Source organism: Streptomyces sp. NPDC058662 (assembly GCF_042716255.1).
Classification (GTDB): Bacteria; Actinomycetota; Actinomycetes; order Streptomycetales; family Streptomycetaceae; genus Streptomyces.
Map to the genome: position 1 here is coordinate 45,212 of NZ_JBHXRU010000017.1, position 20,509 is coordinate 65,720.

Here is a 20,509-nt window from a genome sequence, read left to right on the forward strand (position 1 = left end):
GGACGGTCGGACGCCTGTCCAACGCCGCGCGGGGCGGCTCGGTCACTGCGCGCACGGGTGGCGCCCGCCCGCTTCGTCACTGCCTGTAGGGGACAGCGGACATTGCCAAGGCGCTCCTGCTCCGGCATGCTCCCTGGGACGCTCTCCAAGGGCGGCAAGCCCTGTGCAGGACTGGGGTGTCGCCGTACCCTGGGGGTAAGGACTCGGGAAAGATGCTTCCCGGACAGAGCTAAGTCACCCAGCGTCGCCGAATTTCGCCCTGTTGCTTCCTCCAAGGACCTCTTCGCCGAGACACCATGGCCGGTCACGAATTCTCCGAACCCGCGGACCGCAAGCGCAAACGCCTCGCCGCCGACCCCGCGTCGGACGCCGAGCTGCGCGCGGCGGAACAGACGCGCCTGCCCTGCGACCCGGCCTTCCGGCACGGGGTCGTGGTGGGCTTCGACGGGTCCACGTCCAGTGAGCGCGCCCTGGCGTACGCGATCGGCATGGCGCGGCGCTCCGGCTCCGGTCTGATCATCGTCCATGTCGCCAACCGGTTGCCCACCACCGTGTGGGCCGGCTGTGAGCCGCCCGTCTTCGTGGATGTGCCGGACCACCGCACCGAGGTGCTCGGCTTCGAGCTCGCGTGCGCGGAGTACTTGGCGGAAGTGCCCTGGATCCTGGTCGAGCGCGGTGGTGACATCTGCCATGAGCTGGAGGAGGTCGGCCGGGAGTATTCGGCCGACGCCATCGTGGTCGGCTCCACGCACGGGATCGTCGGGCGGATCTTCGGCTCCGTGGCCGGTCGGCTGGCCAAGCGCGCTCAGCGACCGGTTGTTGTCATTCCGTGACCGGGTGTAAGTCGATTGTGCGGTTGTGCACCCCTGTAAAGGGTAGATAAATGCTGCTGGGACACAGCAAACAACTGCAGATCGAAGGGAGCCCGCCGTGGACAATGGTGTCTCTGCGGGAAGCACGGCCTCGACTTCGACCCTCGGGCACATCGCCCTGGGTCTCACCCTTCTCGCATTCGGTATCGGCCACACCGGAGTGATCGACGGCGTGACCGCGGCCGGTTCCGTGTCGCTCGCGACCTACGTCGGCGGTCTGGCCCTGTTCGTCCTCGGAGTCCTCGAATTCCGCGGCGGCAACGGCTTCAACGGCACGGCGTTCGCGGGGCTCGGTGCCTTCTGGTTCACCTGGGCCGCGGGAGCCGACGGAAAGGTCTCCGCGGACGCCGCGGGAGCGTTCCTCGTCCTGTTCGCCCTGCTCGGCGTCACCCTCACGGTGGGCGCCGCGAGCGGACTCTTCGGGCAGGGCGTGTACGGCCTGTTCACCCTCTCCCTGCTGCTCCTGGCGATAGGCGCCTTCGCCGGCAACGGCACGCTGGGCAGGGTGGCCGGCTGGGTCGCAGCGGTCGCCGGGCTGCTGGCCTGGTACGGAGCCACCGCCGTACTGGCCCACTGGCCGATGGCGTTCGGCAGCTCCTCCCGCCGCGGCGCGGTCGCCACGGGCTGACCCCCGGCACGGCAGGCACACGGGTACGGCCCCCGGGGAATCCCCCGGGGGCCGTACGCATGCGGGGCGGGTGCGGCTACTCGACCGTGACCGACTTCGCCAGGTTGCGGGGCTTGTCGATGTCCCGGCCCAGGGCCAGGGCGGTGTGGTACGCCAGGAGCTGGAGCGGGATGCCCATCAGGATCGGGTCCAGCTCGTCCTCGTTCTTCGGGACGACGATGGTGTGGTCCGCCTTCTCCTGCTCGCGGTGGGCGACCGCGAGGATGCGGCCGCTGCGGGCCTTGATCTCCTCCAGCGCCGCGCGGTTCTTCTCCAGCAGGTCGTCGTCCGGGACGATCGCGATCGTCGGCATCGCCGGCTCGATCAGGGCGAGCGGGCCGTGCTTGAGCTCGGAGGCCGGGTAGGCCTCGGCGTGGATGTAGGAGATCTCTTTGAGCTTGAGCGAGGCCTCAAGGGCCACCGGGTAACCGCGAACACGGCCGATGAACATCATCGACTTGGCCTCGGCGTACTCGGCCGCGAGCTTCTTGATGTCCTCCTCGCCCTCCAGGATCTCCTGGATCTGCGCGGGCAGCCGGCGCAGGCCCTCGATGATCCGCTTGCCGTCGGTGACCGACAGGTCGCGGATGCGGCCCAGGTGCACGGCCAGCAGGGCGAAGGCCACGACCGTGTTGGTGAAGCACTTGGTGGAGACGACGCATACCTCCGGGCCGGCGTGCACGTACACGCCGCCGTCGGCCTCGCGGGCGATGGCGGAGCCGACCACGTTGACCACGCCGAGGACGCGGGCGCCCTTGCGCTTGAGCTCCTGCACGGCCGCGAGCACGTCGTACGTCTCACCGGACTGCGAGACCGCGATGTACAGGGTGTCGGGGTCCACGACCGGGTTGCGGTAGCGGAACTCGGAGGCCGGCTCGGCGTCCGCCGGGATGCGGGCCATGCCCTCGATGAGGCCGGCGCCGATGAGGCCGGCGTGGTACGAGGTGCCGCAGCCCAGGATCTTGACCCGGCGGATGCCGCGCGCCTCGCGCGGGTCCAGGTTCAGGCCGCCCAGGTGCACGGTGTTGAAGCGGTCGTCGATCCGGCCGCGCAGCACGCGGTCGACCGCGTCGGGCTGCTCGGAGATCTCCTTGTGCATGTACGTGTCGTGGCCGCCCATGTCGTACGAGGCGGCCTCCCACTCCACGGTCTCCGGCGTCGCCGTCGTGGTCGCGCCGCTGGTGGTGTAGGTGCGGAAGTCGTCGGCCTTGAGGGTGGCCATCTCGCCGTCGTCGAGAGTGACGACCTGGCGGGTGTGGGCGACCAGCGCGGCGACGTCCGAGGCGACGAACATCTCCTTCTCGCCGATGCCCAGGACGACCGGCGAGCCGTTGCGGGCGACGACGATGCGGTCGGCGAAGTCGGCGTGCATGACGGCGATGCCGTAGGTGCCCTCGATCGCCTTGACGGCCTCGCGGACCTTCTCCTCCAGGGAGTCGGCCTCGGAGCGGGCGATCAGGTGGACGATGACCTCGGTGTCGGTCTCCGAGACGAAGACGACGCCCTCGGCCGACAGCTTGGCGCGCAGCTCGTCGGCGTTGTCGACGATGCCGTTGTGGACGACGGCGACCTTGTTCTCGGTGTCGAGGTGCGGGTGCGAGTTGATGTCGCTCGGGGCGCCGTGCGTGGCCCAGCGGGTGTGGGCGATGCCGGTGGTGCCGGCGAAGCGCTTGGGGACGCGGGACTCCAGCTCGCGGACCCGGCCCTTGGCCTTGACCACCTTCAGAGCGGTGGCCTTCGGGCTGTTCACGACGATGCCCGCGGAGTCGTACCCGCGGTACTCCAGTCGCTGCAGGCCTTCCAGCAGCAGCGGTGCCACGTCACGCTTGCCGATGTAACCGACGATTCCGCACATACGGTTCTGCCCCTCCTGAAGTTCGGTTCGTGCCTGTGCTCGATGCGCGGCCCCGCCGGCGGGTTCTCCCCGGTCCCGGGCCGCTGCCCTGTCGCCGCCCCGCCGCGGGTCAGCCGTAGACGATGCGTCGCAGCTGCCGGAGCGAGAGCTCCGGGGGTGCCACGGCGCGGTGCGGCAGTTCGGCGGCGATCCGTTCGAAGATCTCCGCGTTCACCGCTCCACCGGACTGCAGTTCCCGGTGGCGGCGGCGGACGAACTCCTCGGTCGTCTCGTCGAAGTAGGCGAGCACGTCGAGTACCACCCGGGCGGCCTCGCCGCGCTGCAGCGCGGTGCTGCGCACCAGGTGGTCGACGAGGTCGTCATGCGACGGGCGGCGATCGAGCACCCGTAGATACTGGCGGGAGACGGCGGTGAAAGCAAAGATCCTGCCCGATTCCGGGCAGGATCCTCCTGGTCTGGACCAGAGGAATGGAGTGATCCGGTTAGAAACTGCGCAAAACGGCCTGCTTGGCGGTCGTGAACTCCTCCGCCGTGAGGACGCCCGCCTGGTGCAGGTCGCCCAGCTCGCGCAGCCGGCGCAGCAGGGCGTCGTGGTCCGCGGCGGGCTCCCGCGCGGCGCGCACCGCCTCCACCGCCGGGACGGACGCCGGCGCGAGGACGGCCCCGGCGGCGGCGCCGGGCCCCGCCGACCGGGCCGCCGAGGGGTGCGGCATCCGTACCGCCACGGCCGCCGCGACCAGCGCCATCAGCGGGTCCTTCTTGAAGCCGAACAACTCCACCGCGTACGGGTCGTACTTGGGCGCCGGAGCGGGCGGCGCGCCCGCCAGGGCGAAGCGGATCCACCCGTTCTCCAGCCCCGCCGCCGGGAACCACTCCACCGTGCCCAGGTCGGCGACCCGGAAGCCGCGCGGCCCGCCGGAGCTCTTGGCGTCCTCCGTCTTCCAGTTCCACTCCAGCGTGACCCGGTCCCCGTCGAAGCCCACCGTCCCGTCCCCCGCCCCCACCGTGATCGGCACCGACGGCCCGGACAGCAGGTACTCCGACACCGGGCCGCTCCCCACCTGCTCCAGCAGCAGGGCGCGCCGCACCTCGTCCACGACGTACTCCGCCACCCCCGCCCGGTCCGGCTCCACGGTCAGCCGGTACGGGTCGGAGGCCTCCGGCAGGCGTCCGCCGGTCACCTGGAGCAGCGGGTCCGCGCCCTCACGCAGCCGCAGCCTCAACCGGCCCGCCCTGCGGCCCGGTTCGAAGCTGATCCCGGCCAGGGCGCGCAGCGGCACGGTGACTTCGCCGAGGTTCTGGCGCAGGAGCCCCACCCCCTTGTCGCGGCCGGGCACGATACGCACCACGTCCCCGTCGAAGGTCCAGGTGCCGTCCTTCTGGATGATTTCCGCCATCCGGGCATTCTCGCACCGGCCGCGGCGGCCCCCTTGGCCTATACCTGAGCGCATGAGAGTCCTGCGACGCACGCTCGGCGCCCTCCTCGCCCTCGGCCTGGCCCCGGCCCTGCTCACGGCCTGCGCCGCCGCCCGCGGCGACGACGCCAGACCCGGCGACGACCCGCCCGCCGCCCTCGCCCCCTTCGACCGGCTGCTGCCCGCGCCCGTCTCGGCGCGCGCCGAGGGCCCCGGCTACACGCTGGGGCCGGGCACGGTCATCCGTACCGGCCCGGGACCCGGGGAGGAGGTCCGCAGGGTCGGTGAACTCCTCGCCGAGCAGCTGCGCGGCCCGAGCGGGCTGCCGCTGCCGGTGGTCGACGGGGCGCAGGGGGACGGCATCCGGCTGCGCATCGACAGGGACAGCGAGGGGGTCGGCGACGAGGGGTACCGGCTGGAGTCCCGCCCCGGTGGCATCACCCTCACCGCGCGGACGCCGGCCGGCCTCTTCCACGCGGGGCAGACCCTGCGGCAGTTGCTCCCGCGGTCCGGACCGGGCGCGGTGCCCGGGGGGACGGTCACCGACCGGCCCCGCTTCGCGTACCGGGGGGCGATGATCGACATCGCGCGGCACCACTTCACGGTGGAGCAGGTGATGCGGTACGTCGACCAGCTCGCCCAGTACAAGGTCAACGCCCTGCACGTGCACCTGACCGACGACCAGGGATGGCGCCTGGCCGTCGACTCCTGGCCGAGGCTGGCCGAGTACGGCGGCGGCACCGAGGTCGGCGGCGGCCCGGGCGGGTACTGGACGAAGGACGACTACCGGCGGCTCGTCGCCCACGCGGCGGAGCGGTACGTGGACGTGGTCCCGGAGATCGACATGCCGGGGCACGTGAACGCCGCCCTGGCCTCCTACCCGGAGCTGACCTGCGACGGGAAGGCGCCCGAGCGGTACACCGGGATCAAGGTGGGCTTCAGCTCCCTGTGCGTCGGCAAGGAGCGGACCTACGAGTTCGTCGACGACGTGCTCGGGGAGCTCGCCGCCCTCACGCCGGGCCGCTACCTGCACATCGGCGGCGACGAGGCGCACCAGACGCCCGCGGCGGACTACGCGGCCTTCATGGACCGGGCGCAGGCGGTGGTGGGACGGCACGGCAAGACGGTGGTGGCCTGGCACCAGCTGGCGTCCGCCCGTCCGGCGCCCGGAGCGGTGATCCAGTACTGGGGGCACGACCGGACCCCGGCCGCCGAGAAGGCGGCCGTGAGCGCGGCGGCCGCGGCGGGCCACCGGTTGATCCTGTCGCCGGCGGACCGGCTCTACCTGGACATGAAGTACGACGCGGCGACGAAGCCCGGGCTGGCCTGGGCGGGCTACGTCCCGGTGAAGCGGGCCTACTCCTGGGACCCGGGCGCCTACCTGGCCGGAGTACCGGAATCCGCCGTGCTGGGTGTGGAGGCGCCGCTGTGGACGGAGACCGTCGCCACGCGCGGGGACTGGGAGCTGATGGCCTTCCCCCGGGTGCTGGGGCTGGCGGAGCTGGGGTGGTCGCCGGCCGGCGCGCTCGACTGGGCCTCGTACAGCAGGCGCCTCGCGGCGCAGGGGCCTCGGCTCGACGCGCAGGGGATCGCCTACCACAAGGCGCCGGACGTGCCGTGGTCCTAGCGCACCGGTGAGCCCGCCGGCCCGCCGGGCGGGCCGGCGGCGCGCGTGACGGCGCGTCCGCGAAGAGGGCCGGTCAGGGCTTCGCGGACACGCCGTCACACCGGGGTGGACGGGCGCGCTCCCGAGGGGCCGTGTGCGGAAGGCGCGCCCGTCCGGTCCTTCACCGCCGGGCGTGGGCCGCGACGGGGTTGCGCAGGGTGCCGATCAGCTGGAGCGCGGCGGACGGGTCGGCGAGGTCGACCATCTGCTTGTTGTTGCGCAGCTGGAGGCGGTTCAGGCAGGACAGCTGGAACTCCTCGGCGAAGAGGTCGTACCGCTCGAAGCGCTCCGCGAGCTGCGGCATCGAGTCCTGGTACTCCTGGCCGCACTCCGCGACCGCCCGCCAGAAGGTGTCCTCCTCGCAGATGCCCTCCGACGCCAGGATCGAGCCGAGGAAGCGGAAGAAGCAGTCGAAGACGTCCGTGAAGATCGACAGCAGCTTCATGTCCTCCGGGACGTCCGCCCGGACCCGCTCGACCGCCGGCGGCAGGACCGCGTGGGGGTCCATGACGACGATCTCCTCGGCGATGTCCTTGAAGATCGCCCGCTTCACCACGCCGCCCTCGATGACGAGGATGGTGTTCTCGCCGTGCGGCATGTACGCGAGGTCGTACTGGTAGAAGCAGTGCAGCAGCGGGACCAGGTAGGCGCGCAGGTACGAGCGCAGCCACTCGGCGGGGGTCAGGCCCGACTCGGCGATCAGCGCGCCCACGAAGGACTTGCCCTCGGCGTCCACGTGCAGGAGGGACGCCATCGTGGCGAGGCGCTCGTCCCCCTCGATGGAGTTGACCGGCGACTCGCGCCACAGCGCCGCCAGCATCTTGCGGTACGGGGAGTACCGGTCGGTCGCCCGCTCGTACTGGCGGTGGTGGTAGCCGATCGCCGCACGCTCGCGGATGATCGAGAAGTCCACCGACCGCAGCACCTCGTCGCCCTCGATCAGCTGGTGCAGCCAGTCGTTGATGGCCGGGGTGGCTTCCATGTAGGCGGCGGACAGGCCGCGCAAGAAGCCCATGTTGAGGACCGAGATGGCCGTCTTCACGTAGTGCTTGCGCGGAGCGCTGCGGTTGAAGAACGTACGGATCGACTGCTGCGCGAGGTACGCGTCCGGGCCCTCGCCCAGCAGGACCAGGCGCTGGTTGGCGATCTCGGCGGAGAAGGTGACCGCGGTCTTGTTCCACCACTGCCAGGGGTGCACCGGGAAGAGGTGGAAGTCCGCGAGGTCCAGGCCCAGCGCGGCCATCCGCCCGGCGAAGGCGGCGAGGGTCTCCTCGCCCAGCTCCTCGCGCATGAAGGAGTCGTGGTCCAGGCCCGCGCCGGCGGTGAAGGTGGACACGTCCTTGCGGGCCGCCACCCATACGAGGTGGACGGGGCTCGCGGTCTCGGGGGCGTACGACAGGTAGTCGTGCACACCGAATCCGAGGCGGCCGTTGTTCGCGACGAAGCACGGGTGGCCCTCGGTCATCCCCGTCTCGATGTCCTGGAAGGAGGACTTCGCGAGGACGGCGGAGGAGACCTGCGGCTTGGTGTACTTGAAGCCCGAGCCGGCGAGGGTGGAGGAGATCTCCTCCAGGTAGACCGGCAGGACCTCGGGGCTCAGGCCGAGGGACTCGCGCATCTCGATGTGGAAGTCGAGCGCGTCCAGCGGGAGCTCGGCGCCGTCGCGGTGGCGGGTGATGGAGGCCTCGTCCACCGCCCAGTGGTCCAGGGCGTGCAGAACGGCCTCGAAGCGGTACTCGACCGAGGAGTCGTCGCTGAGTACCGCGTAGCGGCCGGAGCCCAGCGGCTTCGGGGTCAGCAGCCGCTCGTGGGAGAACTCCGCGAGGGCCTTGCGGACCAGGGCGCGGTTGGCGCGGGCCCACAGCTCGGGCGTGAGGTGGGAGACGGCGTCGGTGAGGCTCATATGGAGACCCCCAGGGCGGTGGTGGCGGCGGTGAACTGCTCGCGGGTGCAGAAGCTGAGCAGGGCGACCTTCTCCGGCTTCTGGACCGGGGCGTCCGGCACGAAGCCGACGACCTCGTTCAGGGCGTGCACGGCGGTGTTGCGGACGTCCGGCTCGACCACGACGCGCTCGGCCGAGGGGTCGGCGAAGACGGCCGCCATGACGGTGGTGATGACCGCGCGGGTGAAGCCGTGCAGCCGCTCGTCGCTCGGCGCGACGAGGAAGTGCATGCCGACGTCGCCCGGCCGGGCGTCGTAGAGGCCGACCAGCTCCAGCCGGGAGGGGTCGTAGGTCTCCATGAGGAAGGCGGGCCGGCCCTCGTGCAGGCCGATGTAGGCCTGGTGGTGCTCGGCCGCGGCGATCTTCATGTACTCGCGCTCGACGTCCGGCAGCGACATGCCCTGCATCAGCCAGAACTCGGCCTTGGGGTGCGTCACCCAGCTGTGCAGGAGCTCGCCGTCCTTGAACGGGTCGAGCGGTCGGACGGAGAAGGTCCCCAGCGCCGCGTCGGTGCGGCTGTAGAGGATCTCCGTGGTGGTGGTGCTCATGCGTGCGTGCCTTCCGGGGCGGCGAACTGCTGGAACGCGATGGACTTCTCGACCTTGTAGTACTCGCGGCCGAGCAGCTCACTGACGATGAACGCGTTGCGGTACGCGGCCATGCCCAGGTCGGGGGAGGTGAGGGAGTGGTTGTGGGTCGTGCCGTTCTGGAGGAAGACGGCCCGGCCGGCGGTGTCGACGGTGTAGTTGCGGGCGGCGTCCAGCCGGCCGCGGCCGTCGAAGTTCAGGCGGTCGCGCACGGGCGCCAGGAACTCGGGCACGGTGTACTTGTAGCCGGTGGCCAGCACCAGGCCCTCGGTGCTGAGCGTGAAGTCCCGCTCCTGCTCCTCCTGGCGCAGCCCCAGGGTGTAGGTGCCCGTGGTGGTGTCGTACGCCGTGGTGTTCAGCGAGGTGTTCGTGAGCAGCGTGGTGGGGACGGCGCCCGGCATGGTGATCTTCTTCTGGTAGAGCAGGTCGAAGATCGCGTTGATCAGATCGCCGTCGATGCCCTTGAAGAGGTTCTTCTGCTGGGTCTCCAGCCGGTAGCGGGTGTCCTCGGGGAGGGCGTGGAAGTAGTCCACGTACTCGGGGGAGGTCATCTCCAGCGTCAGCTTCGTGTACTCCAGCGGGAAGAACCGCGGCGAGCGGGTGATCCAGTTGAGCTGGTAGCCGTACACGTCGATCTCCGCGAGGAGGTCGTAGTAGATCTCGGCGGCGCTCTGCCCGGAGCCGACCAGGGTGATCGACTTCTTCTTCTGGAGCTCGGCCTTGTTCTGCATGTAGGCCGAGTTGTGCGTGAAGTCGCCGCCGAGGTTCGCGCAGGCCTCGGGGACGAACGGCGGGGTGCCGGTGCCCAGGACCAGGCGGCGTGCGCGGTGGGTCTCGCCCTTGTCCGTGCGGACCTCGTACAGGCCGGCGGCCTCGTCGTAGGTGACCTCGGTGACGGAGGTCGAGTACAGCACGTTGTCGAGGCGGTCGGCGGCCCAGCGGCAGTAGTCGTTGTACTCGGCCCGCAGCGGGTAGAAGTTCTCCCGGATGTAGAAGGAGTACAGCCGGTCCTTGTCCTTCAGGTAGTTCAGGAAGGAGAAGGGGGAGGTCGGGTCCGCGAGGGTGACCAGGTCCGACATGAACGGGGTCTGCAGGTGGGCGCCGTCCAGGAACATCCCGGCGTGCCACTCGAAGTGCGGCTTCGACTCGATGAAGAGTCCGTCGAGCTCGTCGATCGGCGCGGTCAGGCAGGCGAGCCCCAGGTTGAAGGGCCCCAGGCCGATACCGATGAAGTCGAGGGGCCGACGGGGTTCACGAGGCGTGGACAAGGGATTCTCCCAGGTACTGCTCGGCGTGGGACGCGAGGAGGTCGAGGACGGCCGCGATGTCGGCCGTCGTGGTCTGCGGGTTGAGCAGGGTGAACTTCAGGTACTGCTTGCCGTCGACCTTGGTGCCCGCCACGACGGCCTCGCCGGAGGCGAACAGGGCCTTGCGGGCGTGCAGGTTGGCCTCGTCGACGACGTCCTGGCGCACCTCGCCCTCGGGGGAGTAGCGGAAGACCAGGGTGGAGATCTGCGGCTTGACGACGACCTCGAAGCGGGGGTCGGCCGCGATGATGTCCCAGCCGGCGGCGGCGAGGTCGATGACCTCGTCGAACAGCGAGCCGATGCCGTCGGCGCCCATGACGCGCAGGGTCATCCAGAGCTTGAGGGCGTCGAACCGGCGCGTGGTCTGGATCGACTTGTCGACCTGGTTGGGGATCCGCTCCTCGGCCATCCGCCGCGGGTTGAGGTAGTCCGCGTGGTACGTGGCGTGCTTGAGGGTGTCGCGGTCGCGGACCAGCATCGCGCTGGAGCTCACCGGCTGGAAGAACGACTTGTGGTAGTCGACCGTGACCGAGTCGGCGTGCTCGATGCCGTCGAGGAGGTGCCGGCGGGTGGGGGAGACCAGCAGTCCGCAGCCGTACGCGGCGTCCACGTGCATCCACGCGGAGTGCTCGGAGGTCAGGCGGGCGATCTCGGGGAGCGGGTCGATGGACCCGAAGTCGGTGGTGCCGGCGGTGGCGACGACGGCCATCGGGAAGAGGCCTTCGCGGGCGCAGTCCTCAAGCTCAAGGGCGAGGACCGAGGTGTCCATCCGGCGGTTGCGGTCCACGGGCACGGAGATCACGGCCTCGTAGCCGAGTCCGAGCATGGCGGCCGACTTCTTCACGCTGAAGTGGCTGGCCTCGGAGGTGAAGATGCGGAGCTTGGGCAGGACTTCGGACTTGGCGAGCTCGCGGCCCTCGTTCAGGGCGCGCTGCATGACGATCCGGCAGGCCTCGTCGCGGGCCAGGAGCAGGGCGTGGAAGTTGGACTGGCTGCCGCCCGAGGTGAAGATGCCGTCCGCGGCGGGGCCGAGGCCGATGCGCTGGGCCGTCCAGTCGATGAGGCGGCGCTCGATGAGCGTGCCGCCGATGGACTGGTCCCAGGTGTCGAGCGAGGAGTTGACGGCCGACAGGACCGCCTCGGCGAGGACCGCCGGGATGACGACCGGGCAGTTGAGGTGGCCGAGGTAGCGCGGGTGGTGGAAGTACACCGCGTCCCGGAGGTAGACCTCTTCCAGTTCGTCGAGGACGGCGGCCGGGTCCTCCAGCGGACGGTCCAGGTCGATCCCGTTGATGACGGGGGCGAGTTCGTCGACGGATATGCCCGTGTGGGGGCGCTCCGTGGTGGCCAGTTTGGCGGCCACGCGCTCGACTCCCTCGGTGACGGTACGCCGGTAGATGTCCGCGGTCGTCTCGTTGAGCAGATGCGAACGCATCAACTTTCCTCCGGCAGGGAAGAGGGGGGTGGGCGGTGTTGTGCTTAGGCTAGCCTAACCTAACTTACAAGCCAAATGCCGTTGGGCCCCGGCCGGAAGCCGGGGCCCAACGGTGAATTCCTTGCGAACGGCGGGAGTTGGCGGCGCGCGCCGATCCCGTCGCGGCTACAACTCGGACGCGGGGTCCTCGCTGGCCGCCTGGCCTGCGTACGCCTCGGCCAGCAGCTCCTCCTCGCTGGCCCCCAGCCGCCAGTACCCCGTGAAGCGCACCGCGCGCCGGTCGACGGAGCGTTCCTGCACGAAGTGGCGGCGCACGGCGCGAACGGTGCCGGCCTCGCCCGCCAGCCACACGTACGGGCTCCGCGCGGCGGCCGGACCGTCCGCCCGCAGTGCCTCCAGGACCTGCTCGGTGCGCTCGCGCCCCGCGCTCCCGCGCACGATCCAGGTGATGTCCGCCCCGGCGGGGGCGGCCAGGTCCAAGCGGTCGTCCGCGTGCGGGACCTCGAACCAGGCCCGCACCCGGGTCCCGGCGGACAGCCGGTCCAGGATCGCGGCCGCGGCGGGCAGCGCGGTCTCGTCGGCGTACATCCAGACCGCGTCGGTGGCGGCCGGCGGCTGGAACCGTACGGACTTGTTCTCCGCGACGGCCGGGCCGATCGCGAGGATCCGGTGGCCGACGACGGCTCGGCCGGCCCAGCGGGACGCGGGCGAGCCCTCCCCGTGCAGGACGAAGTCGATGTCGACCTCGTCCGCGCCCTCGGGCGTACGGCGCTGCTCGCGCACGGTGTACGAGCGCATGACCGGTCGGTCCGCGTCCGGCATCGCGCGCCAGGCCCCGAACCAGGTGTCCTCGTCCGTGGACGGGAGCTCGGTGTGCTCCCGTCCGGCCGGCGGCAGGAACAGCGACAGGCTCTGGTCGAAGCCGCCCGAGCGGAAGTCCGCGAGGGACTCCCCGCCGAACGTGACGCGCAGGAACGAGTGGCCGAGGCGGCGCGTGCGCAGCACCTCCAGTGCGAAGAACCGGAAGTGGGCGACGGCCGGGGCGTCGGGCGCGGTGGCGGTCATGCGGAGAATCCCCCCTGGGAGTCGCTCCGGCGCCCGAGGGCGCCGGGACTCAACTGGACTAGCTGACCTTCTTGGCGCCCTGGATGGACTTCGCGAGGTCCTCCAGGAGCTGGGCGCACTTCTCGTACGAGTAGATCGGCTCGGTCACGCGCGGGGTGATCTGGCCGGCCTTGACCGCCGGCAGCTCGGCCCACGTGGCCTTCGCCTTCAGGTCCTCCGGCTGCAGGGTGCCCGTGCGGTTGTCGAGCAGGACGACATCGGCCTTGTACTTGCCGGCGTTCTCCCAGCTCAGGCTCTCGAAGAAGCCGCCCTCGTCGAGCTTCTCCGGGGTGATGAACTCGACGCCGAGGGACTCGAAGTACTTGAGGTCCGCGGAGGTCTTCGGGGTGGAGACGTAGAACAGGTCGGCGGAGCCGGAGCCGACGAGCACCTTGATGCCCGGGTTGGCCTTGGTGGCCTCGCGGAGCTTGGCGGCGGCGGCCTCGAAGCGGGCCTTCGCGTCCACGGTCTTCTTGGCGTTCAGGTCGGCGCCCAGGGCCTTGGCGAGGTCCGCGGTGCGGGCCAGGGCCTTGTCGAGGGTGGCGTCGCCGCCCACGGAGATGGCGGCGGCCGGGGCCAGCTGCTGGATCTTGTCCTTGGAGGCCTCGGGCACGTACCAGAGGGTGCCGTCCCAGGTGTTGGTGACGAGCAGGTCGGGCTGGAGGGCCGCGTACTTCTCGACGTTGAACTCGTCGTAGACGTTGCCGAGGATCTCGACCTTGGAGATGTCCATCGAGCCGGCCTGGACGTCGGGCTTGCCGTCGGCGGTCTTCGTCGGGCCGAAGACGCCCTTGACCTGGATGCCGTAGTCGTACAGCGCGGCCGCGGTGCCGGTGAAGGCCACGATGTTCTTCGGCGTGGACTTGGTGCTGACGTCCTTGCCGAGGTCGTCCTTGAAGGTCCACGGACCCGAGGCCGCGCCGCCCTTGTCCTTGTCGTCGCCCTTCGCCGCGTCGCCGCCGCCGCACGCGGTGAGCGCCGCGACGAGGCCGAGGGCGCCGCCGGCGGCTATGAGGCCACGGCGGGTCAGGAGGGAGGATCGGGACTTGGGCATGTCGATGTCCGCTTTCGTACGTGCAGGGCGGCCACGGGGCCGTTCGGAGGGAAGGTTAGCCTAACCTTGGCCTGAAACGGTAAGGGGGGCCCGGTTTTTTTTCGGGCCCCCCTCAGCTCACGCACGCGTGCGCAAGTCCGCGCCTCAGGCGGAGAATCCCAGCTCACGGGCGATCAGCATGCGCTGCACCTCGCTGGTGCCCTCACCGATCTCCAGGATCTTGGAATCCCGCCACATTCGCGCCACCGGGTACTCGTTCATGAACCCGTAGCCGCCGTGGATCTGCGTGGCCTCACGGGCGTTGTCCACGGCCACCGTGGAGGAGTACAGCTTCGCGATCGCCGCCTCCTTCTTGAACGGCTCGCCCGCCACCAGCCGGGAGGCCGCGTCGCGCCAGCCGATCCGGGCCATGTGCGCGCGCATCTCCATGTCCGCCAGCTTGAACTGGACGGCCTGGTTGTCGCCGATCGCCTTGCCGAACGCGTGCCGCTCCCGGGCGTACTTCACCGACTCGTCCACGCAGCCCTGCGCCAGGCCGGTGGCGAGCGCGGAGATGGCGATCCGGCCCTCGTCCAGGATGCGCAGGAACTGCGCGTACCCGCGGCCCTCCTCGCCCACCAGGTTGGCCAGCGGCACCCGGACGCCGTCGAAGGACAGCTCACGGGTGTCCGAGGCGTTCCAACCGACCTTGGAGTAGGGCGCGGCCACCGTGAAGCCGGGGGTGCCGGACGGGACGATGATCGAGGAGATCTCCGGACGGCCGTCCGCCTTGCGGCCCGTCACGGCCGTGACGGTGACCAGACCGGTGATGTCCGTACCGGAGTTGGTGATGAAGCACTTCGAACCGTTGATGACCCACTCGTCGCCCTCGCGGACCGCGGTGGTGCGGGTGCCGCCCGCGTCGCTGCCGGCGCCCGGCTCCGTCAGGCCGAAGGCGCCCAGGACCTCGCCGGAGCACATCTTCGGCAGCCACCGCCGCTTCTGCTCCTCGGAGCCGAAGAGGTAGAGGGGCATGGCGCCGAGGGAGACCCCCGCCTCCAGGGTGATGGCGACCGAGGAGTCGACGCGGGCCAGCTCCTCCAGGGCGATGCCGAGCGCGAGGTAGTCGCCGCCCATGCCGCCGTACTCCTCGGGGAAGGGCAGGCCGAACAGGCCCATGCGGCCCATCTCGGCGACGATCTCGTAGGGGAACTCGTGCCGCTCGTACAGGTCGCCGATCTTCGGCGCGACCACGTCGTGCGCGAACGCCTCGACGGTACGGCGGAGTTCCTCGTGCTCGGGGGTGAGCCGGTGGTCGAGGGGCATGTCTGTCACTGCTCCTTGTGGGAGAGGGCGCGGACGGTACGGGAGGGGCTGGGGCGTCCCAGCTGTTCGGCCATCCACACGCTTGTGGCGGTGAGGGCGGCCAGATCGACCCCGGTCTCGATGCCGAGGCCGTCGAGCATCCACACCAGGTCCTCGGTGGCGAGGTTGCCGGTGGCGCTCTTGGCGTACGGGCAGCCGCCGAGGCCCCCGGCGGAGGCGTCGACCGTGGTCACGCCGCACTGGAGCGCGGCGAGGGTGTTGGACAGGGCCTGGCCGTAGGTGTCGTGGAAGTGCACGCCGATCCGGTCGGTCGCGATCCCGGCCCCGTTGAGCGCGGCGAGCAGCTCCTGGACGTGGCCGGGAGTGGCGACGCCGATCGTGTCCCCGAGGCTCAGCTCGTCGCAGCCGAGGTCGAGCAGCGCCCGGGCCACGGAGACGACCTGGCGGACCGGGACGGGGCCCTCCCAGGGATCGCCGAAGCACATCGACAGGTACCCGCGCACGTGGACCGGCCGCTCGGCGGACGCCTTCGCCCGCGCCACGACGGGCTCGAACATGGCGAGGGACTCGGCGACGGTGCGGTTGAGGTTGCGCGCGGCGAAGGTCTCGGTCGCCGACCCGAAGACCGCGATACGGGTGGCCCCGAGGTCGAGCGCGCGGTCGAGGCCGCGCTCGTTGGGCACGAGGACCGGCAGCGCCGCCCGCACGTCGGCGAGCAGCGGGAAGAGCTGCTCCGCGTCCGCGAGCTGGGGCACCCACTTGGGGTGCACGAAGCTGGTGGCCTCGATGGTGGTGAGGCCGGCCGCGGCGAGCCGGTGCACGAACTCGGCCTTGACGGCGGTGGGGACGGTGGTCGCCTCGTTCTGCAGCCCGTCCCGGGCGCCGACCTCGTGGATGCGCACCCGGGCCGGGAGTCCGGGCGCCGGGACGGTCATGGGCAGGCCGCTCATGCGCCCTCCTCCTCCGCTTCCGGGGTGACGACGGCCAGGACCTGGTCCATGGCGACGGTGGTGCCGGGGGTCACGTCGAGCTCGGTGACCGTGCCGGCGTGCGGGGCGGAGATGACGTGCTCCATCTTCATGGCCTCGACGACGAGCAGGCCCTGGCCGGCGGCGACGCGGTCGCCGACGGCGACCTTGACGACGGTGACGGTGCCCGGCATGGGGGCGGCGAGGGTATCGGCGCCGCCGCGGGCGCCGCCGCCGAGGTTCGCCTCGACGGGGTCGTGGCGCTGCACGTGCCAGCTGTCGCCGTCGCGGCCGAGCCAGGTCCCCTCGGGTGAGGCGGCGTGGCTGAACCGGTGCGTGACCCCGTCGAGTTCCACGGTGACGGTGTCGGCGGTGCGGGCCACGATGCGGGCGCGGGCCGGCGCCGTGTCGCCCTGCCCGGGACCCCGCGTCTCGAACTCCGGCGCGGCGGGATCCGCCCCGGCCGGCCGTGTCTCGATCCGTACCGGCTCCTGGCCGGGGAGGCGCAGCCAGTGGACCGTCCAGGCCGGGGTACCGCCCAGGCGCCAGCCGTTCGGGATGTCGAACGGGTCGATCCAGCCCGTCCGGGGCCCGGTGGCGGCCGCCCGCGCCAGCAGGACCGCGGTGGCGTACACCTCGTCCGGGACTCCCTCCGGCAGGAGGGTCGGCAGGTCGCGCTCGACCAGGCCCGTGTCCAGGTCGCCCGACACCACGTCGGGGTGGGCCAGCAGCCTCCGCAGGAAGCCGGCGTTGGTCTGCACGCCGAGGATCACGGTGTCGGCCAGCGCCCCCCGCAGCACCCGCAGGGCACTGGCCCGGTCGGGCCCGTACGCGATGACCTTGGACAGCATCGGGTCGTAGGCGGAGCCCACGGGGACCCCCGCCGTCAGCCCGGAGTCGGTGCGCACCGCCCCGCCCGACGGCTCGGACAGGGCCAGCACGGTGCCGCCGGAGGGCAGGAACCCCCGCGCCGGGTCCTCGGCGCAGACGCGGGCCTCGATGGCGTGGCCGGTCAGCCGGACGTCCGCCTGGGTGAAGCCGAGGGGAGCGCCGGAGGCCACCCGCAGCTGCTGCTCGACCAGGTCCAGCCCGGTGACGAGCTCGGTCACCGGGTGCTCGACCTGGAGCCGGGTGTTCATCTCCATGAAGTAGTAGGAGGACGGGTCCCCGCCCGGGACGATGAACTCCACCGTGCCCGCGCCGACGTAGCCGCAGGAACGGGCGGCCTCCACGGCCGCCGCCCCCATCGAGGCCCGCAAGTCCGGCGTCAGCAGGACGCTCGGCGCCTCCTCGATCACCTTCTGGTGGCGCCGCTGGAGCGAGCACTCCCGCTCGCCCAGGTGGACCACGTTGCCGTGGGCGTCCGCCAGGACCTGGATCTCGATGTGCCGGGGCCGGTCCACCCACCGCTCCACGAGCAGGGTGTCGTCGCCGAAGGAGGACCGTGCCTCGCGGCGGGCCGCCGCGATCTCCTCGCCGAGCACCGCCTCGTCGCGGACCAGGCGCATGCCCTTGCCGCCGCCGCCCGCGGAGGGCTTCAGCAGCACCGGCATGCCGATCTTCACGGCGGCGTCGGTCAGTTCGGCGTCGGTCAGACCGCTGCCGGAGGAGCCGGGGACGACGGGCACGCCCGCCGCCTCGACCGTCTCCTTGGCCCGGATCTTGTCGCCCATCAGGGAGATGGCGCTCGCGGGCGGCCCGATGAAGGCCAGCCCGGCCTCGGCGCAGGCCCGCGCGAAGGCGGCGTTCTCGGCGAGGAAGCCGTAGCCGGGGTGGACGGCCTCGGCCCCGGTGCGGCGGGCCGCGTCGAGCAGCCGCTCCACCGACAGGTAGCTCTCGGCGGCCGCGGCGGGGCCGATCCGGACGGCCGTGTCGGCCTCCCGTACGTGCCGGGCGTCCGCGTCCGCGTCGCTGAAGACGGCCACGGACCGCACCCCGAGCTGCCGCAGGGTGCGGATGACGCGTACGGCGATCTCGCCGCGGTTGGCGACCAGAACAGTGCTGAACATCAGTGAGGTCCTCACGTCACACGTCACATGCGGAAGATGCCGAAGCCCGAGTCGCCCAGCGGGGCGTTCGCGCACGCGGTCAGGGCCAGTCCCAGCACCTGCCGGGTCTCCATCGGGTCGATGACCCCGTCGTCCCACAGCCGGGCGGTGGCGTAGTACGCGCTGCCCTGCTCCTCGTACTGCGCGCGGACGGGGGCCTTGAAGGCCTCCTCGTCCTCGGCCGGCCACTCCTGGCCCGCGCCCTCGATCTGGTCCCGCTTGACGGTCGCCAGTACCGAGGCGGCCTGCTCACCGCCCATCACGGAGATCTTGGCGTTCGGCCACATCCACAGGAAGCGGGGCGAGTAGGCGCGCCCGCACATCGAGTAGTTGCCCGCGCCGTACGAGCCTCCGACCACCACCGTCAGCTTGGGGACCCGGGTGCAGGCCACCGCCGTCACCATCTTGGCGCCGTGCTTGGCGATGCCGCCGGCCTCGTAGTCGCGGCCGACCATGAAGCCCGAGATGTTCTGGAGGAACAGCAGGGGGATGCCGCGCTGGTCGCACAGCTCGATGAAGTGGGCGCCCTTCTGGGCGGATTCGGAGAAGAGGATGCCGTTGTTGGCGACGATCCCGACCGGGTGCCCGTGGATCCGGGCGAAGCCGGTGACCAGGGTCTGCCCGAACTCCGCCTTGAACTCCTGGAAGCGGGACCCGTCCACGATCCGCGCGATGATCTCGCGGGCGTCGTACGGGGTCCTGGAGTCGACCGGGACCGCGCCGTACAGGCCGCTCGGGTCCACCGCGGGCGCCGCCGGGGCCTCCACGGCCCAGGGCGGGGCCGCCCGCCGCGGCAGGGTCGCCACGATGTTCCGTACGATCCGCAGCGCGTGCGCGTCGTCCTGCGCCAGGTGGTCGGTCACGCCGGAGGTCCGCGAGTGCACCTCGCCGCCGCCGAGCTCCTCGGCCGTCACCACCTCACCGGTCGCGGCCTTCACCAGCGGGGGCCCGCCGAGGAAGATCGTGCCCTGGCCGCGCACGATGACGGCCTCGTCGCTCATGGCGGGCACGTACGCGCCGCCCGCCGTGCACGAGCCGAGGACGGCGGCGATCTGCGGGATGCCCGCGCCCGACATGCGCGCCTGGTTGTAGAAGATGCGGCCGAAGTGGTCGCGGTCCGGGAAGACCTCGTCCTGCATGGGCAGGAAGGCGCCGCCGGAGTCGACCAGGTAGAGGCAGGGGAGACGATTCTCCAGTGCCACCTCCTGGGCGCGCAGGTGCTTCTTGACGGTCATCGGGTAGTACGTGCCGCCCTTGACGGTGGCGTCGTTCGCGACGATCACGCACTCGCGGCCGCTGACCCGGCCGATGCCCGCGATCACCCCGGCGGCGGGCGCGGCGCCTCCGTACATTCCCTCGGCGGCCAGCGGGGCCAGTTCGAGGAAGGGGGACCCGGGGTCGAGGAGGGTGTCCACGCGCTCGCGCGGAAGGAGCTTCCCGCGCGCGGTGTGGCGGGCGCGGGCCTTCTCCCCGCCGCCGAGCCGGGCCGCGTCGAGCCGGGCCCGCAGCCCTTCGGCGAGCTCGCGGTGGGCGGCCTCGTTGGTCCGCCAGGCCTCGGACGCCGGGTCCGCGGCGCTCGTCAGCACTGGTGCCTGCTGCATCGGTCGAGCTCCCTTGCTCGGTTAATGAGCGTTAACGCATGTGTCGCCTAGGTTAACGAGCGCTAACGGCCCTGTCTAGAATGGTTTCCCATGAGCACCAGAGCGGCCGCCCCCACCCGTCGCGAGCAGATCCTCAACGAGGCCGCTCGTCTCTTCGCCGCGCGTGGGTTCCACGGCGTGGGCGTGGACGAGATAGGGGCCGCGGTGGGCATCAGCGGCCCCGGCCTCTACCGGCACTTCGCGGGCAAGGACGCCATGCTGGCCGAGCTCCTGGTCGGCATCAGCGAACGGCTGCTGACCGGCGGCCGGCGCCGGGTGGAGGAGGCGGCGGGAGACCCGGCGCTGGTCCTGTCCTCCCTCATCGACGGGCACATCGACTTCGCCCTCGACGACCGGGCGCTGATCACCCTCCACGACCGGGAGCTCGACCGCCTCCGCGAGGCCGACCGCAAGCTCGTGCGCCAGCTCCAGCGCCAGTACGTGGAGCTGTGGGTGGCGGTCGTACGGGAGCTGCATCCGGAGGTGGGCGAGGCGCAGGTGCGGGTATCCGTGCACGCGGTCTTCGGCCTCCTGAACTCCACCCCCCATCTGGCCGCACTCGGCCGGGAGGCGACCGAATCGCTGCTCCGGCGGCTCGCGCACGGCTCCTTCGGGGCCCTGTCGCGGTGACCCGCGGCGTCCGC

General features: G+C 71.5%; 17 protein-coding genes. 4 read left to right on the forward strand and 13 right to left on the reverse strand.

Translation table 11 applies throughout. The annotated features are described in order from the left end of the window. Positions 1–296: 296 nt before the first annotated feature. Positions 297–833, forward strand: a complete 537-nt coding sequence (locus tag ACFWUQ_RS09465) for a universal stress protein (protein WP_384535139.1) — start codon at positions 297–299, stop codon at positions 831–833. 97 nt (positions 834–930) lie between these two features. Continuing rightward, positions 931–1,500 (forward strand): acetate uptake transporter, encoded by a 570-nt coding sequence (locus ACFWUQ_RS09470; RefSeq protein ID WP_384535142.1) that lies wholly within the window; start codon positions 931–933, stop codon positions 1,498–1,500. 76 nt (positions 1,501–1,576) lie between these two features. On the opposite strand, the gene glmS is transcribed toward ACFWUQ_RS09470, so the two are convergent. The 3 genes from glmS to ACFWUQ_RS09485 all read right to left on the reverse strand — a co-directional run bounded on the left by glmS (position 1,577) and on the right by ACFWUQ_RS09485 (position 4,791). Then, positions 1,577–3,394, reverse strand: a complete 1,818-nt coding sequence (gene glmS, locus ACFWUQ_RS09475; RefSeq protein ID WP_384535145.1) for a glutamine--fructose-6-phosphate transaminase (isomerizing) — start codon at positions 3,392–3,394, stop codon at positions 1,577–1,579. 109 nt (positions 3,395–3,503) lie between these two features. Next, positions 3,504–3,779 carry a hypothetical protein gene (locus tag ACFWUQ_RS09480; protein WP_030008735.1) on the reverse strand — a complete coding sequence of 92 codons (276 nt, stop codon included), beginning with the start codon at positions 3,777–3,779 and terminating at the stop codon, positions 3,504–3,506. Between the two features lie 97 nt (positions 3,780–3,876). Beyond that, a complete protein-coding gene (locus ACFWUQ_RS09485; RefSeq protein WP_384535147.1) occupies positions 3,877–4,791 on the reverse strand; it encodes a DUF4429 domain-containing protein in 915 nt (304 codons plus the stop codon). A gap of 52 nt (positions 4,792–4,843) precedes the next feature. Here ACFWUQ_RS09485 and ACFWUQ_RS09490 point away from each other — a divergent pair, with 52 nt between their 5' ends. After that, the gene (locus ACFWUQ_RS09490) at positions 4,844–6,436 is read left to right on the forward strand and encodes a beta-N-acetylhexosaminidase (RefSeq protein WP_384535150.1); all 1,593 of its coding nucleotides are present in this window, start codon (positions 4,844–4,846) and stop codon (positions 6,434–6,436) included. 160 nt (positions 6,437–6,596) lie between these two features. Here the strand turns inward: ACFWUQ_RS09490 and ACFWUQ_RS09495 are convergent, their stop codons facing one another. The 10 genes from ACFWUQ_RS09495 to ACFWUQ_RS09540 form a co-directional block, all read right to left on the reverse strand. Next, the gene (locus tag ACFWUQ_RS09495; RefSeq protein ID WP_384535152.1) at positions 6,597–8,378 is read right to left on the reverse strand and encodes an IucA/IucC family protein; all 1,782 of its coding nucleotides are present in this window, start codon (positions 8,376–8,378) and stop codon (positions 6,597–6,599) included. Then, the gene (locus ACFWUQ_RS09500) at positions 8,375–8,965 is read right to left on the reverse strand and encodes a GNAT family N-acetyltransferase (RefSeq protein WP_384535154.1); all 591 of its coding nucleotides are present in this window, start codon (positions 8,963–8,965) and stop codon (positions 8,375–8,377) included. The genes ACFWUQ_RS09495 and ACFWUQ_RS09500 overlap by 4 nt, the downstream gene beginning before the upstream one ends. Further along, a complete protein-coding gene (locus ACFWUQ_RS09505; protein ID WP_384535156.1) occupies positions 8,962–10,272 on the reverse strand; it encodes a lysine N(6)-hydroxylase/L-ornithine N(5)-oxygenase family protein in 1,311 nt (436 codons plus the stop codon). The genes ACFWUQ_RS09500 and ACFWUQ_RS09505 overlap by 4 nt, the downstream gene beginning before the upstream one ends. Then, entirely contained in the window at positions 10,256–11,746 is a 1,491-nt protein-coding gene (locus tag ACFWUQ_RS09510) for a pyridoxal phosphate-dependent decarboxylase family protein (RefSeq protein WP_384535159.1), read from the reverse strand. The genes ACFWUQ_RS09505 and ACFWUQ_RS09510 overlap by 17 nt, the downstream gene beginning before the upstream one ends. 165 nt (positions 11,747–11,911) lie before the next feature. Further along, positions 11,912–12,811 (reverse strand): siderophore-interacting protein, encoded by a 900-nt coding sequence (locus tag ACFWUQ_RS09515; RefSeq protein ID WP_384535162.1) that lies wholly within the window; start codon positions 12,809–12,811, stop codon positions 11,912–11,914. 58 nt (positions 12,812–12,869) lie between these two features. Beyond that, positions 12,870–13,904 (reverse strand): ABC transporter substrate-binding protein, encoded by a 1,035-nt coding sequence (locus ACFWUQ_RS09520; RefSeq protein ID WP_384535164.1) that lies wholly within the window; start codon positions 13,902–13,904, stop codon positions 12,870–12,872. 144 nt (positions 13,905–14,048) lie between these two features. Then, positions 14,049–15,209, reverse strand: a complete 1,161-nt coding sequence (locus ACFWUQ_RS09525) for an acyl-CoA dehydrogenase family protein (protein ID WP_384535211.1) — start codon at positions 15,207–15,209, stop codon at positions 14,049–14,051. 5 nt (positions 15,210–15,214) lie between these two features. Next, positions 15,215–16,159 (reverse strand): hydroxymethylglutaryl-CoA lyase, encoded by a 945-nt coding sequence (locus ACFWUQ_RS09530; protein WP_384535166.1) that lies wholly within the window; start codon positions 16,157–16,159, stop codon positions 15,215–15,217. After that, a complete protein-coding gene (locus ACFWUQ_RS09535; protein ID WP_384535169.1) occupies positions 16,156–18,186 on the reverse strand; it encodes a biotin carboxylase N-terminal domain-containing protein in 2,031 nt (676 codons plus the stop codon). The genes ACFWUQ_RS09530 and ACFWUQ_RS09535 overlap by 4 nt, the downstream gene beginning before the upstream one ends. A gap of 23 nt (positions 18,187–18,209) precedes the next feature. Then, the gene (locus tag ACFWUQ_RS09540) at positions 18,210–19,826 is read right to left on the reverse strand and encodes a carboxyl transferase domain-containing protein (RefSeq protein ID WP_384535171.1); all 1,617 of its coding nucleotides are present in this window, start codon (positions 19,824–19,826) and stop codon (positions 18,210–18,212) included. A gap of 90 nt (positions 19,827–19,916) precedes the next feature. Here ACFWUQ_RS09540 and ACFWUQ_RS09545 point away from each other — a divergent pair, with 90 nt between their 5' ends. Then, a complete protein-coding gene (locus ACFWUQ_RS09545) occupies positions 19,917–20,495 on the forward strand; it encodes a TetR/AcrR family transcriptional regulator (protein WP_384535174.1) in 579 nt (192 codons plus the stop codon). Positions 20,496–20,509 lie beyond the last annotated feature (14 nt).

Excerpts from the sequence above, each read along its gene's own strand:
- ACFWUQ_RS09515 (WP_384535162.1), bottom strand. The coding sequence starts at position 12,811 with ATGACCGCCACCGCGCCCGACGCCCCGGCCGTCGCCCACTTCCGGTTC.
- ACFWUQ_RS09465 (WP_384535139.1), top strand. The coding sequence starts at position 297 with ATGGCCGGTCACGAATTCTCCGAACCCGCGGACCGCAAGCGCAAACGC.
- ACFWUQ_RS09485 (WP_384535147.1), bottom strand. The coding sequence starts at position 4,791 with ATGGCGGAAATCATCCAGAAGGACGGCACCTGGACCTTCGACGGGGAC.
- ACFWUQ_RS09525 (WP_384535211.1), bottom strand. The coding sequence starts at position 15,209 with ATGCCCCTCGACCACCGGCTCACCCCCGAGCACGAGGAACTCCGCCGT.
- glmS (WP_384535145.1), bottom strand. The coding sequence starts at position 3,394 with ATGTGCGGAATCGTCGGTTACATCGGCAAGCGTGACGTGGCACCGCTG.
- ACFWUQ_RS09520 (WP_384535164.1), bottom strand. The coding sequence starts at position 13,904 with ATGCCCAAGTCCCGATCCTCCCTCCTGACCCGCCGTGGCCTCATAGCC.
- ACFWUQ_RS09545 (WP_384535174.1), top strand. The coding sequence starts at position 19,917 with ATGAGCACCAGAGCGGCCGCCCCCACCCGTCGCGAGCAGATCCTCAAC.
- ACFWUQ_RS09500 (WP_384535154.1), bottom strand. The coding sequence starts at position 8,965 with ATGAGCACCACCACCACGGAGATCCTCTACAGCCGCACCGACGCGGCG.
- ACFWUQ_RS09540 (WP_384535171.1), bottom strand. The coding sequence starts at position 19,826 with ATGCAGCAGGCACCAGTGCTGACGAGCGCCGCGGACCCGGCGTCCGAG.
- ACFWUQ_RS09510 (WP_384535159.1), bottom strand. The coding sequence starts at position 11,746 with ATGCGTTCGCATCTGCTCAACGAGACGACCGCGGACATCTACCGGCGT.
- ACFWUQ_RS09490 (WP_384535150.1), top strand. The coding sequence starts at position 4,844 with ATGAGAGTCCTGCGACGCACGCTCGGCGCCCTCCTCGCCCTCGGCCTG.
- ACFWUQ_RS09495 (WP_384535152.1), bottom strand. The coding sequence starts at position 8,378 with ATGAGCCTCACCGACGCCGTCTCCCACCTCACGCCCGAGCTGTGGGCC.
- ACFWUQ_RS09530 (WP_384535166.1), bottom strand. The coding sequence starts at position 16,159 with ATGAGCGGCCTGCCCATGACCGTCCCGGCGCCCGGACTCCCGGCCCGG.
- ACFWUQ_RS09535 (WP_384535169.1), bottom strand. The coding sequence starts at position 18,186 with ATGTTCAGCACTGTTCTGGTCGCCAACCGCGGCGAGATCGCCGTACGC.